Source organism: Gammaproteobacteria bacterium (assembly GCA_029880545.1).
Lineage (GTDB): Bacteria > Pseudomonadota > Gammaproteobacteria > Acidiferrobacterales > SZUA-150 > JAOUOD01.
This window is the reverse complement of the sequence record JAOUOD010000012.1, coordinates 47,163-61,411: the sequence shown is the minus strand read 5'-3', so window position 1 is coordinate 61,411 and position 14,249 is coordinate 47,163. Positions and strand designations below refer to the sequence as shown.

Here is a 14,249-nt window from a genome sequence, read left to right as displayed (position 1 = left end):
TGAATGAGTAATGATCATCACAGCGGTTCGGGTGACGGCAAGGGCGAGAAGCTTCTTTACTGTTCATTCTGCGGAAAGAGCCAGCATGAAGTCCGAAAGCTGATTGCAGGACCGTCCGTCTTTGTCTGCGACGAATGTGTTGAGCTGTGCAATGACATTATTCGTGAGGAAGTGCAGGAAGAGCAAGGCGCAACTGGTACCGGCAAAAAGTACCCAAAACCACACGAAATTTACAAGATTCTGGACGAATACGTCATTGGCCAGTCTGCTGCCAAGAAGGTGTTGGCTGTTGCCGTTTACAATCACTACAAGCGTATTGACCACCAGGAAGCGGTGGGCGGTGATGTTGAGCTTGCGAAGAGCAATATTCTCCTGATTGGCCCGACAGGCTCCGGCAAAACGCTTCTGGCTGAGACGCTGGCGCGACTGCTGAATGTCCCTTTCACCATTGCCGATGCCACCACGTTGACCGAAGCCGGCTACGTTGGCGAGGACGTGGAAAATATTATTCAGAAACTGCTGCAAAAGTGCGATTACGATGTCGAAAAAGCTCAAAAGGGCATTGTGTATATTGATGAAATCGACAAGGTTTCACGGAAATCTGACAATCCTTCCATTACCCGTGATGTCTCGGGTGAGGGTGTGCAACAGGCCCTGCTCAAGCTGATCGAAGGTACAGTAGCGTCAGTTCCGCCACAGGGAGGCCGGAAGCATCCACAGCAGGAATTTTTGCAAGTTGATACCAGCGGAATCCTGTTTATTTGTGGCGGCGCATTTGCCGGCCTGGAAAAGGTTATCCAGCAGCGCTCTGAGAAGAGTGGTATAGGTTTTGGCGCCGAGATCAAGAGCAAGTCCGAGTCAAAGAAAGTCGGAGAACTGCTCCAGGCTATCGAGCCTGAAGACCTGATCAAGTACGGGCTAATCCCTGAATTTGTTGGCCGACTGCCTATACTCGCCGTTCTCGAGGAACTGGATGTTGAAGCTTTGGTGCGGATCCTTACCGAGCCGAAGAATGCACTGGTCAAGCAATATGAGAAGCTGTTCAAGCTTGAAGGCGTGGATCTGGAAGTGCGGGATGATGCCCTGCGATCTGTGGCCACCCGTGCCATGGAACGCAAAACCGGTGCTCGGGGCCTGCGTTCCATTATTGAAAGCGCACTGCTGGACATCATGTTTGATCTGCCTTCGATGGATAACGTTGAGAAAGTTGTCATTGAAGCCAATGTTATTACCGACGGCGCTCAGCCATTGCTGATATATGCCGATGAAAGCGAGGAGAAGCGCGCGAATAACCCTTGAGGGCGAGGGATGCGCTGGTCCCTGATCAGAGTGAAAGCCCTGTTCTGCAGGGCTTTTTTATTCCTGGAGATTGGGTATCCGGGACCCGGGTCAGAAGGGCACAGGATCTGCCAGCGATTATCGATTTCAGGTTGAAATGACTGTTTTTCAACCCCAAGAAAGACAAACCGGAGAGTACGGTTTGTCTACCGATCATGACTTTGTCTGGCGGTGTCCACAGGTAGCAGCATGCTGCGGCAGAAATGGCCACCTGGCGAAGTCCATTAGAAACGAATAGAGAACAGCACCCATGACAGATGAAACAAATAACGAACCTGGCCAGGCACCTGATAACGGAGGGCTTTTGCCCGTCCTGCCATTGCGTGATGTGGTGGTGTTCCCGCACATGGTAATCCCCCTGTTCGTGGGGCGACGCAAATCCATTGACGCACTCGAGCAGGCCATGGAGTCTGACAAGAAAATCATGCTGGTAGCCCAAAAAAGCGCCTCTGATGACGATCCTGAGCCCGAGCAAATCCATCGATATGGCACCATTGCCAGTATTCTGCAGCTGCTGAAATTGCCCGATGGCACCGTTAAGGTGCTTGTGGAAGGCGAGGCGCGCGCACTGGTTACACGGTTTGTCGAAAGTGAGACGGGATTTGCTGCTGAAGTAGAGAACGTGGTTGAAGAAGCCGCCGATGAACGCGAGCTCGAAGTGTTGACCCGATCAGTGCTGTCCGAATTCGACCAGTACGTCAAACTCAACATGAAGATTCCACCGGAAATCCTGACCTCGGTAAACGGTATCGAAGAGCCGGGTCGACTGGCCGATACCATCGCTGCGCATTTAAGCCTCAAGATCGAGGACAAGCAGGAAATTCTCGAAATGGGGGATGTTCGCCAGCGCCTGGAGCACATCCTGTCAGTCATGGAATCCGAAATTGATTTGCTGCAGGTGGAAAAACGTATCCGCGGCCGGGTCAAGCGGCAAATGGAAAAGAGCCAGCGTGAGTACTATCTCAACGAACAAATGAAGGCGATTCAAAAAGAGCTGGGTGAGATGGATGAGGCGCCCAACGAGATTGAAGAGCTGAGCAAAAAGATTACCAAGGCTGGTATGCCCAAGGAAGCCCGTGACAAGGCGGAAGCCGAGCTTAACAAGCTCAAGATGATGTCACCGATGTCCGCGGAAGCAACCGTGGTCCGTAACTATATCGATACCATGGTGAACGTGCCGTGGCGCAAGAAGAGCAAGATTACCAAGGATCTCAAGTTTGCCGAGGAAGTGCTTGAAGAGGATCACTATGGTCTTGAGAAGGTCAAGGAACGCATAGTCGAGTACCTCGCGGTTCAGCAGCGAGTGAAGAAACTCAAGGGGCCGATTCTTTGCCTGGTTGGACCCCCGGGCGTCGGCAAGACCTCGCTGGGTCAGTCTATTGCCCGGGCAACCGGTCGCAAGTTTATTCGCATGGCGCTGGGTGGAGTGCGTGATGAAGCCGAGATTCGCGGGCATCGTCGTACTTATATTGGTTCCATGCCAGGAAAAATTATCCAGAACCTGAGCAAGGCCAAGGTCAGGAATCCGTTGATGATGCTGGACGAAGTCGACAAGATGTCCATGGATTTTCGTGGTGATCCATCCTCAGCCTTGCTTGAAGTACTGGATCCGGAGCAGAACCATACATTCGGTGATCACTATCTCGAGGTGGACTACGATTTGTCGGATGTAATGTTTGTCGCCACATCAAACTCGTTGAATATTCCGGGCCCGTTGCTTGATCGAATGGAGGTGATCCGCCTGTCCGGTTATACCGAGGACGAAAAAACCAATATCGCTATCCGTTACCTGTTGCCCAAGCAGATGAAAAACAATGGCCTCAACGAGGGTGAGTTGACTGTTTCTGAAGAAGCGATTCGCGATATCGTGCGCTTCTATACGCGTGAAGCCGGTGTTCGTAATCTCGAGCGCGAGATTGCGAAAGTTTGTCGCAAGGTGGTCAAGAAACTGGTGCTCAAGGAAACTGACCAGAAACATATCGAGGTCAATTCCGGCAATCTCTCCGATTACCTGGGTGTGCGCCGGTTCCGCTACGGCGAAGCTGAAGAAAGCAACCAGGTCGGCCAGGTTACCGGTCTGGCCTGGACCGAGGTCGGCGGCGAATTGCTGACTATCGAAGGCGTTATTGTGCCTGGCAAGGGCAGGCTGACTATCACCGGCAAGCTGGGAGATGTCATGCAGGAATCCATCCAGGCGGCGATGAGCGTGGTTCGCAGTCGTGCCGCGAAGCTCGGCCTGGAATCCGATTTTTACCAGAAACAGGATTTCCATATCCACGTTCCGGAGGGTGCGACTCCCAAGGATGGCCCCAGCGCCGGTATCGCCATGTGCACAGCCATGGTGTCCATGTTGACCATGATCCCGGTGAAGGCGGATGTCGCCATGACTGGCGAAATCACATTGCGCGGTGAAGTGCTACCCATTGGTGGCCTTAAGGAAAAGCTGCTGGCGGCCCATCGTGGTGGTATCAAGACGGTACTGATTCCGCATGGCAACGAAAAAGATCTGACCGAGATTCCGGAAAACGTGCTCAAGGATCTCACCGTAAAACCGGTACGCTGGATTGACGAAGTGCTGGAAACCGCGCTGGAGCGCATGCCTGAACCGAGAGAAGAAACGCCGGAAAAGCCGGTGGCTGCAACCGGTGAGGGTGGTGAAGTGAAATCGTCATTGACGACTCATTGATACGGGGCTTCATGCGTTGCAACGGCGTTCTTGACAGTGACGCCGCAGGCTTGTAAAAAGCGGGCCCGGACTTGATCCGGGCCTCTTTTTTTGCCTGATGCAATGGTTTCTGACAGGCAAAATTTGATGGAATTGGTGCTGGCAAAGCATGCGCTGATGCCGTACACTAGCGCGCCTTCGGGGCTGGCAGGGTTTGCCAGGTGACACCCCAGGGAAGCCCTGAAGTGGATAACTGTCCTGACAGGGAAAAGAAAATGCCAGATAGCGCGGGTGCTTAGCTCAGCTGGTAGAGCGTCGCCCTTACAAGGCGAATGTCGGGGGTTCGACTCCCTCAGCACCCACCATTTCTCGCCCTTGCCGGCGGGATTTGCGCAGTCTCTGCGGAGCGGTAGTTCAGTTGGTTAGAATACCGGCCTGTCACGCCGGGGGTCGCGGGTTCGAGCCCCGTCCGCTCCGCCACTTTCCTTAGTTTACTCGGCGGCATCCTTCCCGGGATGTCATTGCCCGAGAATCCGAAATTCATCAGATCCGGCCTGGGCCGCAGCATCGGTCCCGCCCCTCTATTTTCACCGGCTTTTACATAGTAAACTTGCGCCCGGACAGGTTTTACCGGTACGGCCGGCGAACCGCATTCCACAGATACCTATAAACAAGACAACCAATGGATTGTTGAACCGATACCAGTTTGGTCAAGCCGCAGAGTAAGTTCCCATGCTGATTGCTATTAGAGAAAAAACACGTGGCGTCGCCGCCGCACTTATCGTAGGCATTATTATTGCTGTCTTCTCATTGTGGGGAATCAATTCCTACTTTGAGGGTGGCTCGAACCTGTTGGTGGCAAAGGGCAAGGGTGTTGAAGTGCCCAAGCAGGTTTATCTGCGTGCGCTCGACCGTTACAAATCCAATGTTCCGCCATCCATGTGGGATAACCCGTTCATCAAGCAGCAGGTAGTAGAGTCTCTGATTAACGAGTCGCTGCTGATGGCTGAGATCCGGTCACTTGGTTACAGGGCCAGCGACGTTCAGCTGAGTGATTATATCCGTTCGCAAACATATTTTCAGACCAATGGCCAGTTCGATCCGGCGATGTATCAAACCGCGTTGCGTTCGGCAAGTACCAGTGTGCGCGAATATGAAAGCCAGTCACGTGAAAGCCTGGCGCTGCAGCAACTACTGGATACCTATCGTCAATCCGCCATTGTCACTGACAAGGCTGTTGATCAGGCCCTTGCGCTGGCGCAGCAGCAGCGCGTTATTGATTACGTATTGATCGAGCCTTCACGTTTCCGTTCCGGGCTGAAGATCACCGATAACGAGATGCGGGCGTACTACGAAGCCAATACTTCCCGCTTTCAGACTGAGGAGCAGGTGCAGGTATCATATATTGAGTTGTCTGCGGCAGCACTTGCTGCCGGGTATGTACCCAGCGAGGAAGAGTTGAAGGAGTTTTATAACCAGACCTCATCTGGAGCGTTTCTGAAAAAAGAGAAGCGCAGGATCAGTCATATATTGATCGAGGGCGATGACCAGAAGGCTCTGGACGAAGCCAATGATCTGGCGAATCAACTGGGTGCGGGCAAGGATTTTGCCGCGCTGGCGAGGAAACACTCCGATGACCCGGGTTCTGCTGGCAAAGGTGGTGACCTCGGTTACCTGCAGCCGGGAGTGATGGTCAAGGAATTCGAGCAGGCGGCCATGAGCCTTGGCAAAAAAGGAGAGCTTGTTGGCCCGGTCAAAACCCAGTTTGGTTATCACCTGATCAAGCTTACCGAGCTTCAGCCAGCTGTCCGTAAACCCTATGCATCGATGCGCGCCGAGTTGATCAAAACCTATCGTCAGCGAAAAGGCGAAGAGCAGTTTTACGGTTTGAACGAAACGTTCTATAACCTTGTTTTTGAAAATCCGGACAGCCTCGAACCGGCAGCGAAAGAGCTGGGCCTGAAGCTGCAAACCTCAGACTGGTTTGGCAGAAGCGGTGGCAAGGCCGGAATTACATCCAAGCGCCCGGTGGTCGAGGCGGCATTCAATCCGGAAGTGCTTGACCAGGGCCGTAATAGCGAATCCCTGGAAGTGGGCGACACCACACTGGTGGCATTGCGTGTCTCGGGGCATCGGCCGAGCAAGGCGAAGCCGTATGAGCAGGTTCGGAATGACATCGAAAATATTCTGCGAAACCAGAAAGCTGCCTCCATGGTTGTTGAGCAGCGTAACCAGCTTCGTCAGGCAGCCGACAAGCAGGGATTGGGTAAAGCGGCAGCCAGCCTGGGTTTCCGACTGGTTAGCGCCAAAACCCTGAATCAGGAGCAGAATACCGGTGTGGATAACGCGCTGGTATCGGCTGCATTTGCCGCTGATCATCCAGTCGAAGGCAGGCAGGTGCTGGGTGATGTGGACCTTGGTGTCAAGGGTGCTGCTGTATTTGCCCTGGTTCGCATTGTCGAAGGTAAGGCAGATGCTGCCTCTGCGGCGGATCGTAAACGAATGCAGGAGACCCTTTCCGGACGACAGGGCGACGGTTACTTTGCCAACTTCCAGGCCGGCCTGCGTGAACAGGCGGATGTCAAGATATTCCCGGAGAATCTGTAGCAGGCCTGCCTGCAGACATATGGACCAAAAAAAGCCTGCTTGATTCAAGCAGGCTTTTGTTTTCAGTGAACCGGTTATCTGTCAGGTGTTGACGGCCACCTTGCTGAAGCCACCGTCAACGTAGGTCACCTCACCGGTGATGCCGGATGCCAAATCGGAACACAGGAACGCGGCACAGTTGCCAACTTCTTCGATGGTCACGCCCCGGCGCAGCGGCGCGTTCTTTTCGTAAAAGTCGAATATCTTCCGGAAATCACCTATACCGGCAGCAGCCAGGGTCTTGATGGGGCCGGCGGAGATGCCATTTACGCGAATGCCTTCCGGACCCAATGCCGCCGCCATGTAGCGCACATTGGCTTCGAGTGATGCCTTGGCGAGCCCCATAACATTATAGTTGGAGATGGCCCGTTCGGCGCCAATATAGCTCAAGGTCAGCATTGAGCCATTACGACCCTGCATCATTTGGCGTCCTGACTTGGCCAGTGCTGCGAAGCTGTAGGAGCTGATTTCGTGGGCGATATTGAAGCCTTCGCGGGTCACCGCGTCCACGTAATTGCCTTCCAGCTGGTCGCGCGGCGCAAAGGCAACGGAATGAATGATGATGTCCAGCCCGTCCCAGTAATTGTCGAGTTCGGAAAAGACATGGTCAATCTGTTCATCGCTGCTGACGTCCAGGGGCAACACAATGTCCGATTCGGTCTGGGTTGCCATTTTGTCTACCCGGGCCTTCAGCTTTTCGGTTTGGTAGGTGTACGCCAGTTCCGCGCCCTCACGATGCATTGCCTTGGCAATGCCCCAGGCGATAGATCGTTCGCTGGCCGCGCCAACAATCAGCGCCCGTTTTCCTGCCAGAAAACCCATGTTTATTCTCCCTCAGTTTTTGTTACGATAGGCGCCAGCCGCGAACGACCGGGGCCTGCGGGTCTTTACGGATTGTACCCGGATTTCCGGGTTTGCGACAAACATGAAAATAATACTATGCTCAGCATTACTGGGGAGGGCGCCTGCCTGCCATCAGGCAGCAAATAGGCGCCAGTGGAGATCAAGTGACAACAAGAAACAAGAATCCCGGTTTGAACCGGGTCCTGGCGACAGGTTTCTCGGCATTATTCATGTTCTGCTTCGGAATCAGCGTACAGGCATCCTGGAATAATCCGTATCCGGATCGTGAATCCGGCAGCAATACGCTTTATACCTCGTTTTCCGTAAAGCCAAAGCGTATGGACCCGGCGCGCTCCTACAGCGAAAACGAATACGATGTGATCGGCAATATTTACGAACCGCCTTTCGAGTATCATTACCTGAAGCGCCCCTACGAGTTAATGCCTTCCACGGCAACTGCCATACCAAAGCCGGTCTATTACGACAGCAAGCAGCGTCGATTGGCGGACCCTGTTTCGCCGGACCGTATTGCCTACAGCGTTTATAGAATTGAGATCAAGAAGGGTATTCTGTTTCAGCCACACCCGGCCCTGGCACGCGACGACGCCGGCCAGTATCGCTATCACAATCTTGATCGAGACAAGCTCGAGGGTATTTTTCAACTCCGACAGTTTGAGCATCAGGGTACCCGTGAACTGACTGCAGCAGACTATGTTTATCAGATCAAGCGGCTGGCCAGTCCACGCCTGCATTCACCGATCTACAGCCTGATGGCCGAATATATTGTCGGTTTACGGGAATTGATGGAGGAATTGACCAAGGCTGATCAGCAATACAAGGATATAAAGGACAAGCCATTTCTTGATTTGCGCAAGCATGACATCAAGGGCGTAAAACTTGTCGATGACCATACCTACGAAATCACCATCAAGGGCAAGTATCCCCAGTTCATCTACTGGATGGCCATGCAGTTTTTCGCGCCCATGCCGTGGGAAGCCGATTTGTTTTTTTCACAACCCGGCATGGATGAGCGCAACCTGACGCTGGACTGGTATTCAATCGGTACCGGTGCCTACATGTTGACAGTGAATGATCCCAACAGGCAAATGGTGCTGGAGCGCAATCCCAATTTCCGCGGCGAACTGTACCCATCGGAAGGAGAAGAAGCCGACAAGACGGGTGGCCTGCTGAATGATGCCGGCGGGAAGATGCCATTTATCGACAAGATTATCTTCAGCCTGGAGAAAGAGGGTATACCCTACTGGAACAAGTTCCTCCAGGGTTACTATGACCAGTCAGGTGTCAGCGCCGAGAGTTTCGACCAGGCGGTTCAGTTCAATGCTACCGGCGATACGGATGTTACTCCCGAGATGAGAGACAAGGGCATTGAACTGCTTGCCGTCGTCCGGTCGACAACATCGTACCTGGGATTCAACATGCTTGATCCCGTAATTGGTGGCTATAGCGACAGGGCGCGCAAGTTGCGCCAGGCGATTTCCATTGCCATTGATTATGAAGAAGAAGTGTCGATTTTCCGGAACGGTCGCGGTATTGCTGCACAAAGCCTGTTACCGCCCGGCATATTCGGTTACCAGGAAGGCGAAGCCGGCATTAATCCCTATGTCTATGACTGGGTGGATGGCAAGCCAAAACGCAAATCAATCGATGAGGCCAGGCGAATTCTGAAGCAGGCTGGTTACGAGAACGGCGTTGATCCCAAGACCGGTCAGCGCCTGTTGTTGTACCTGGATGAGCGCGCTGCCGGTCCTGAACAGAAAGCCCGTTTTGACTGGATGCGCAAGCAGTTTGAAAAGCTCAATATTCAACTGGTCGTGCGCGCAACAGACTATAACCGTTTCCAGGACAAGATGCGTGACGGCAGTTCACAGATATTTTCCTGGGGCTGGAACGCAGACTACCCGGATCCAGAAAACTTCCTGTTCCTGTTGTATGGACCTAACGGCAAGGTCAAGTTCCATGGCGAGAACGCGGCAAACTATGACAGCCCGGAATTTAATCGCCTGTTTGAGCAGGTGAAAGATATGGACAATGGACCGGCGCGGCAGAAGATAATGGACAGAATCCAGGAAGTTCTTCGTCGTGATGCGCCATGGGCCTGGGGCTATCATCCCAAGAAATTCGTGCTGCAGCATGACTGGGTCAGGAATCACAAGTTGCACCTGATGTCACATAACACGTTCAAGTATATGCGGGTTGATGCCGAGCTACGGGAACAGCGTCGTCATGATTGGAACAAACCGGTATGGTGGCCGGTTGTACTGACCCTGCTGGCGGTTCTGGCGGGAATTGTGCCGGCAATTGTCCTGTATCGCCGCAAGGAAAGGCAGGTGCGCGCATGATCGCCTATATTCTTCGTCGTATTCTGTACGCGGTGCCAATCCTGGTTGGCGTCAATATCATAACATTCAGCCTGTTTTTCCTGGTCAACAGTCCAGATGACATGGCACGCATGCATCTGGGTGAGAAGCGCGTTACTGTCGAAGCTATTGATCGATGGAAATCGGACCACGGCTATAACAAGCCGCTGTTTATCAATAACGAGGCAGCCGGCAGCGGGGCGATAACCAATACCATCTTTTACGAGCATACGGTCAAATTGTTCGTGTTTGAATTTGGCCGTTCCGACTCCGGTCGTGACATTGTTTATGATATCAGTCAGCGCATGTGGCCCAGCCTGGCGATTGCATTGCCGACATTTCTTGTTGGCTTGCTGGTGAATATCACCTTTGCCATGTTGCTGGCATTTTTCCGTGGAACCTATGTTGATACATGGGGTGTTGTGCTGTGTGTGGCGCTAATGTCCATATCCAGCCTGTTTTATATTATTGGTGGCCAGTACCTGCTCAGCAAGTTGCTGCATCTTGTTCCAATCTCCGGTTATGACGGCGGTGTCAATGCCATCAAGTTCCTGGTATTGCCGGTCTTGATCGGTGTCGTCGCGGGAATAGGGGCCAGCTCCCGTCTTTATCGAATCCTGTTTCTCGAAGAGATCAACAAGGATTATGTTCGAACGGCAAGAGCCAAGGGCTTGTCGGAACTGCGTGTACTGTTCGGGCATGTACTGAAAAATGCCATGATCCCCATTCTTACAGGGGTGGTTGTGGTGATTCCGTTATTGTTCATTGGCAGTCTGGTAACCGAATCATTCTTCGGTATCCCCGGCCTTGGCAGTTATACGATCGATGCCATTAACAGTCAGGATTTTGCGATAGTTCGCGCCATGGTGTTCCTGGGTTCGGTGCTCTACATCATCGGTTTGATTTTGACCGATATCAGTTACACGCTGGTTGATCCGAGAGTGAGGTTGCAGTAATGGGTTTTCGCATGGACATTCTCGCGACCGATGTGTTGCTGTACATCCTGTTTCTAAGTATCGCCGGATTCGCTTTTTACGCTTCACGGCACGAACATTTGCGCACTCCCTGGAGGCAGGTTCGAAGACGGCCCATGGCCATGGCAGCGCTGGTATTGTTGCTGGCATATGTCACGGTTGGTGCACTGGATTCAGTGCATTTTCAGCTGGTTGACAAACAGCTTAGTGCCGAGAAAAGTGAGGCCGTGTATCACCCGGATTCGCTCAGCCTGCTGGACCTTGTCATTGAGCCGTTGCGAGTCCAGAAGGAGAAAACCTACTCATCGCCATTCGCGGTGTATGGTTTCACCAAGGAAACTGTCGAACAGGAACCGGGCAAGCGTGCCCGCAGTTTTTCCAGGCTGACCTGGGGTGGCAGGCACCTGGAGGATCCGGCAACGGTTTCTGATGATATTGCCTCGCGCACTCTAAAGGTCCTGGTGTTGGCATTCATGACCGTGGTGGCAGTGGCGGCATTGGTAAGCTGGCGCATACAGATGACCAGCGAACTGTCTTTCCAAAATGCACTGCGATTGCTGGCAAGAGGTGAGGCCGATACCCCCTGGCGAGCCATACTCTCCAGCCTTTTTGTTCTGCTTTTCGTTGTGTTTTTTATAGCCGAGCTGGGACCGTTGTATCATATTTTTGGCACGGATCAGGTCGGTAATGATGTGTTGTATAAATCGCTGAAGAGTATTCGTACCGGCTTGATGATTGGTACGTTGACCACGCTGATCATGCTGCCGTTTGCAGTGATGCTCGGGATTACGGCAGGCTACTTCAGGGGCTGGGCTGATGACGTTATTCAGTACCTGTACACGACCTTGAGCTCAATACCCGGTGTTCTGCTGATTGCTGCTGCGATTCTGAGTCTCGACGTCTACATGGCCAACAACCCGGAAGGATTCAACACCCTGGCATCGCGTGCGGACACGCGACTGCTTTTCCTGTGCATGATACTGGGCATTATGAGCTGGACCGGTTTGTGCCGACTGGTGCGGGCGGAAACCATGAAACTTCGCGAAGCTGATTATGTTCAGGCGGCCCAGGCGCTGGGTGTGCGCGCGGGGCGAATCATGACCCGTCATATCTTTCCAAACCTGATGCATATAGTCCTGATTACCATTGTGCTTGATTTCAGCGGGCTGGTCCTGGCGGAAGCGGTGCTTTCCTATGTAGGTGTCGGTGTTGATCCCAGCATGGATTCATGGGGCAACATGATCAATGGTGCCCGACTGGAAATGGCTCGAGAGCCCATGGTCTGGTGGAGCCTGACGGCGGCATTTATTTTCATGTTTGGCCTGGTGCTGGCGGCCAATATTTTTTCTGACGCGGTGCGCGATGCATTCGACCCGCGTCTGCGTAAACGGTGATGACACATGAGTGAGAATTTGCTGCAGGTCAAGGAGCTACGTACCTATTTTGATACCCAGGCCGGTGAGCTGCGGGCTGTGGACAACGTAACGTTCGACATCAATCGCGGTGAAACAGTCGCCATTCTCGGCGAGTCTGGATGCGGCAAGTCCATGTCCGCGTTGTCGGTACTGCAACTGGTGCCGGAGCCTGCCGGCAGAATTGCCGGCGGCTCCATTGAGCTTGAAGGTCTGAACCTGCTGGGTATCCCGGAAATGTCCATGCGTGACATTCGTGGCAGACGCATAGCAATGATATTCCAGGAGCCGCAATCGTCACTGAACCCGGTTATGACCGTGGGTCGACAAGTCATGGAAGTATTGCCGGATCGTGCCAGCCTGGACAAGCAGGGTGCGCGTGACCGGGTGGTCGAACTGTTTCGATCGGTGGGTATAGCTGACCCGGAGCGTCGTATTGACGAGTACCCGCATCAGCTTTCTGGCGGAATGAAGCAACGTGTAATGATTGCCATGGCGCTGGCGTGCCAGCCTGATGTGCTTGTGGCTGACGAGCCTACTACGGCGCTGGACGTAACTATCCAGAAGCAGATTCTCGATTTGCTGAAAACCATTCAGCAAAACACCGGCATGGCTATTCTGCTGATTACTCATGATCTTGGAGTCGTTCGGCAGATGGCCCATCGTGTACTGGTGATGTATGCAGGGCAACTGGTGGAAGCCCAGGTTACCGACACATTTTTCCGGCAACCAAGGCATCCTTATGCGCAAATGCTGTTTCGTGCGCTTCCCGGTCGTGGCAAGCGCGGCGAGCCCTTGGCGGTGATACCTGGTATGGTGCCGCCGTTGACCACGGAGTTTTCCGGCTGTCGATTTGTTGAGCGTTGTCAGTTGGCCAAGGACCAGTGCCGTGAACAATTGCCTGAGTGGCAGGGTGACAAACACAATGGTGTGCGTTGTCACTTTTCAGAACAACTCATAGCGCCCGCGACCACACAGACAACAGCTGCATCGGACAGCACGGCTACATCGCAATCCATTCTTGAGGTGAACGGATTGCAGGTTCACTTCCCTATTCAGAAAGGATTGTTTAAACACACTGTCGGACATGTGAAGGCGGTAGACGGCGTATCGTTCAGCCTGGCAGCCGGCAGGACACTGGCGCTGGTGGGTGAATCCGGCTGCGGCAAGACGACAGTTGGGAAATCGCTATTGCGTCTGATTAATCCAACAGGCGGCGTTGCGCGATACCAGGGAACAGATCTCGCTGCGCTGGACAAGGATGGTTTGCGAGCCGTACGCCGTGATCTGCAGATCATCTTCCAGGATCCTTATGCATCACTGAATCCTCGCATGCTGGTGGGCGATATTATTCAGGAAGGCATGAAAGCTCTTGGTGTAATAAATGATTCTGCCGGGAGAGCTGCTCGCGTGAGCGAACTGCTCGACCGCGTTGGTCTCCCGGCAAGTGCCGCGTCGCGCTACCCGCATGAGTTCTCCGGTGGTCAAAGGCAGCGTATCAGTGTCGCCAGGGCGCTGGCGGTTGAACCCAAATTGATTGTTTGTGATGAGCCCACCAGTGCGCTGGATGTTTCGGTCCAGGCGCAGGTGCTGAACTTGCTCAAGGATTTGCAGGACGATCTTGGCCTGGCATACCTGTTCATTACGCACGACTTGTCCGTGGTCGAATACCTTGCTCATGATATTGCCGTGATGTACCTGGGCCGTATTGTTGAATCCGGCCCGGCAGCGGCCATACTGGATAATCCGCAGCATCCGTATACGCAGACATTGTTGTCGGCAATTCCGCGACTGGATTCAGACGATGAACACGCCCTACGACCGGGTTCGCAGCAGACAGGATTTGATATACCTTCTCCAAGCAATCCGCCCAATGGTTGCCATTTTCACCCCCGATGCCCGAAGGCGTCTGAACACTGTCGTCAGGCCTACCCGGATTCAAAATCCCTGGATAACGGGCATGTTGTCAGTTGTCACCTGGTTTAACAGATGA

At 53.3% G+C, this 14,249-nt stretch carries 8 protein-coding genes and 2 tRNA genes; 9 read left to right on the top strand and 1 reads right to left on the bottom strand.

Translation table 11 applies throughout. The features are described 5' to 3' along the window. Window positions 1-3 precede the first annotated feature (3 nt). From clpX to OEZ10_12840, 5 genes are all read left to right on the top strand, one after another. The gene (gene clpX, locus OEZ10_12860; GenBank protein MDH5633867.1) at window positions 4-1,299 is read left to right on the top strand and encodes an ATP-dependent Clp protease ATP-binding subunit ClpX; all 1,296 of its coding nucleotides are present in this window, start codon (window positions 4-6) and stop codon (window positions 1,297-1,299) included. Window positions 1,300-1,588: 289 nt separating this feature from the next. Next, complete coding sequence (gene lon / locus OEZ10_12855) at window positions 1,589-4,024, top strand: endopeptidase La (protein ID MDH5633866.1); 2,436 nt, start codon at window positions 1,589-1,591, stop codon at window positions 4,022-4,024. A 268-nt stretch (window positions 4,025-4,292) separates the two neighbouring features. After that, window positions 4,293-4,368: transfer RNA gene (locus OEZ10_12850), tRNA-Val, on the top strand. 38 nt (window positions 4,369-4,406) lie between these two features. Then, window positions 4,407-4,483: transfer RNA gene (locus OEZ10_12845), tRNA-Asp, on the top strand. Between the two features lie 252 nt (window positions 4,484-4,735). Beyond that, window positions 4,736-6,610, top strand: a complete 1,875-nt coding sequence (locus OEZ10_12840; protein ID MDH5633865.1) for a SurA N-terminal domain-containing protein — start codon at window positions 4,736-4,738, stop codon at window positions 6,608-6,610. Between the two features lie 81 nt (window positions 6,611-6,691). Here the strand turns inward: OEZ10_12840 and OEZ10_12835 are convergent, their stop codons facing one another. Further along, a complete protein-coding gene (locus tag OEZ10_12835; protein MDH5633864.1) occupies window positions 6,692-7,471 on the bottom strand; it encodes an enoyl-ACP reductase in 780 nt (259 codons plus the stop codon). Between the two features lie 251 nt (window positions 7,472-7,722). On the opposite strand from OEZ10_12835, the gene OEZ10_12830 reads away from it, so the two are divergent. The 4 genes from OEZ10_12830 to OEZ10_12815 are packed head-to-tail and all read left to right on the top strand — an operon-like array spanning window position 7,723 to window position 14,242. Then, the gene (locus OEZ10_12830) at window positions 7,723-9,852 is read left to right on the top strand and encodes an ABC transporter substrate-binding protein (GenBank protein MDH5633863.1); all 2,130 of its coding nucleotides are present in this window, start codon (window positions 7,723-7,725) and stop codon (window positions 9,850-9,852) included. After that, the gene (locus tag OEZ10_12825; protein ID MDH5633862.1) at window positions 9,849-10,826 is read left to right on the top strand and encodes an ABC transporter permease; all 978 of its coding nucleotides are present in this window, start codon (window positions 9,849-9,851) and stop codon (window positions 10,824-10,826) included. Before OEZ10_12830 ends, OEZ10_12825 begins: the two co-directional genes overlap by 4 nt. Next, window positions 10,826-12,238 carry an ABC transporter permease gene (locus OEZ10_12820; protein MDH5633861.1) on the top strand — a complete coding sequence of 471 codons (1,413 nt, stop codon included), beginning with the start codon at window positions 10,826-10,828 and terminating at the stop codon, window positions 12,236-12,238. Before OEZ10_12825 ends, OEZ10_12820 begins: the two co-directional genes overlap by 1 nt. A 6-nt stretch (window positions 12,239-12,244) precedes the next feature. Next, window positions 12,245-14,242: an ABC transporter ATP-binding protein gene (locus OEZ10_12815; GenBank protein MDH5633860.1), complete on the top strand. Its 1,998-nt coding sequence runs from the start codon at window positions 12,245-12,247 to the stop codon at window positions 14,240-14,242. Window positions 14,243-14,249 lie beyond the last annotated feature (7 nt).

Excerpts from the sequence above, each read along its gene's own strand:
- OEZ10_12820 (MDH5633861.1), top strand. The coding sequence starts at position 10,826 with ATGGGTTTTCGCATGGACATTCTCGCGACCGATGTGTTGCTGTACATC.
- OEZ10_12825 (MDH5633862.1), top strand. The coding sequence starts at position 9,849 with ATGATCGCCTATATTCTTCGTCGTATTCTGTACGCGGTGCCAATCCTG.
- lon (MDH5633866.1), top strand. The coding sequence starts at position 1,589 with ATGACAGATGAAACAAATAACGAACCTGGCCAGGCACCTGATAACGGA.
- clpX (MDH5633867.1), top strand. The coding sequence starts at position 4 with ATGAGTAATGATCATCACAGCGGTTCGGGTGACGGCAAGGGCGAGAAG.
- OEZ10_12835 (MDH5633864.1), bottom strand. The coding sequence starts at position 7,471 with ATGGGTTTTCTGGCAGGAAAACGGGCGCTGATTGTTGGCGCGGCCAGC.
- OEZ10_12815 (MDH5633860.1), top strand. The coding sequence starts at position 12,245 with ATGAGTGAGAATTTGCTGCAGGTCAAGGAGCTACGTACCTATTTTGAT.
- OEZ10_12840 (MDH5633865.1), top strand. The coding sequence starts at position 4,736 with ATGCTGATTGCTATTAGAGAAAAAACACGTGGCGTCGCCGCCGCACTT.
- OEZ10_12830 (MDH5633863.1), top strand. The coding sequence starts at position 7,723 with ATGTTCTGCTTCGGAATCAGCGTACAGGCATCCTGGAATAATCCGTAT.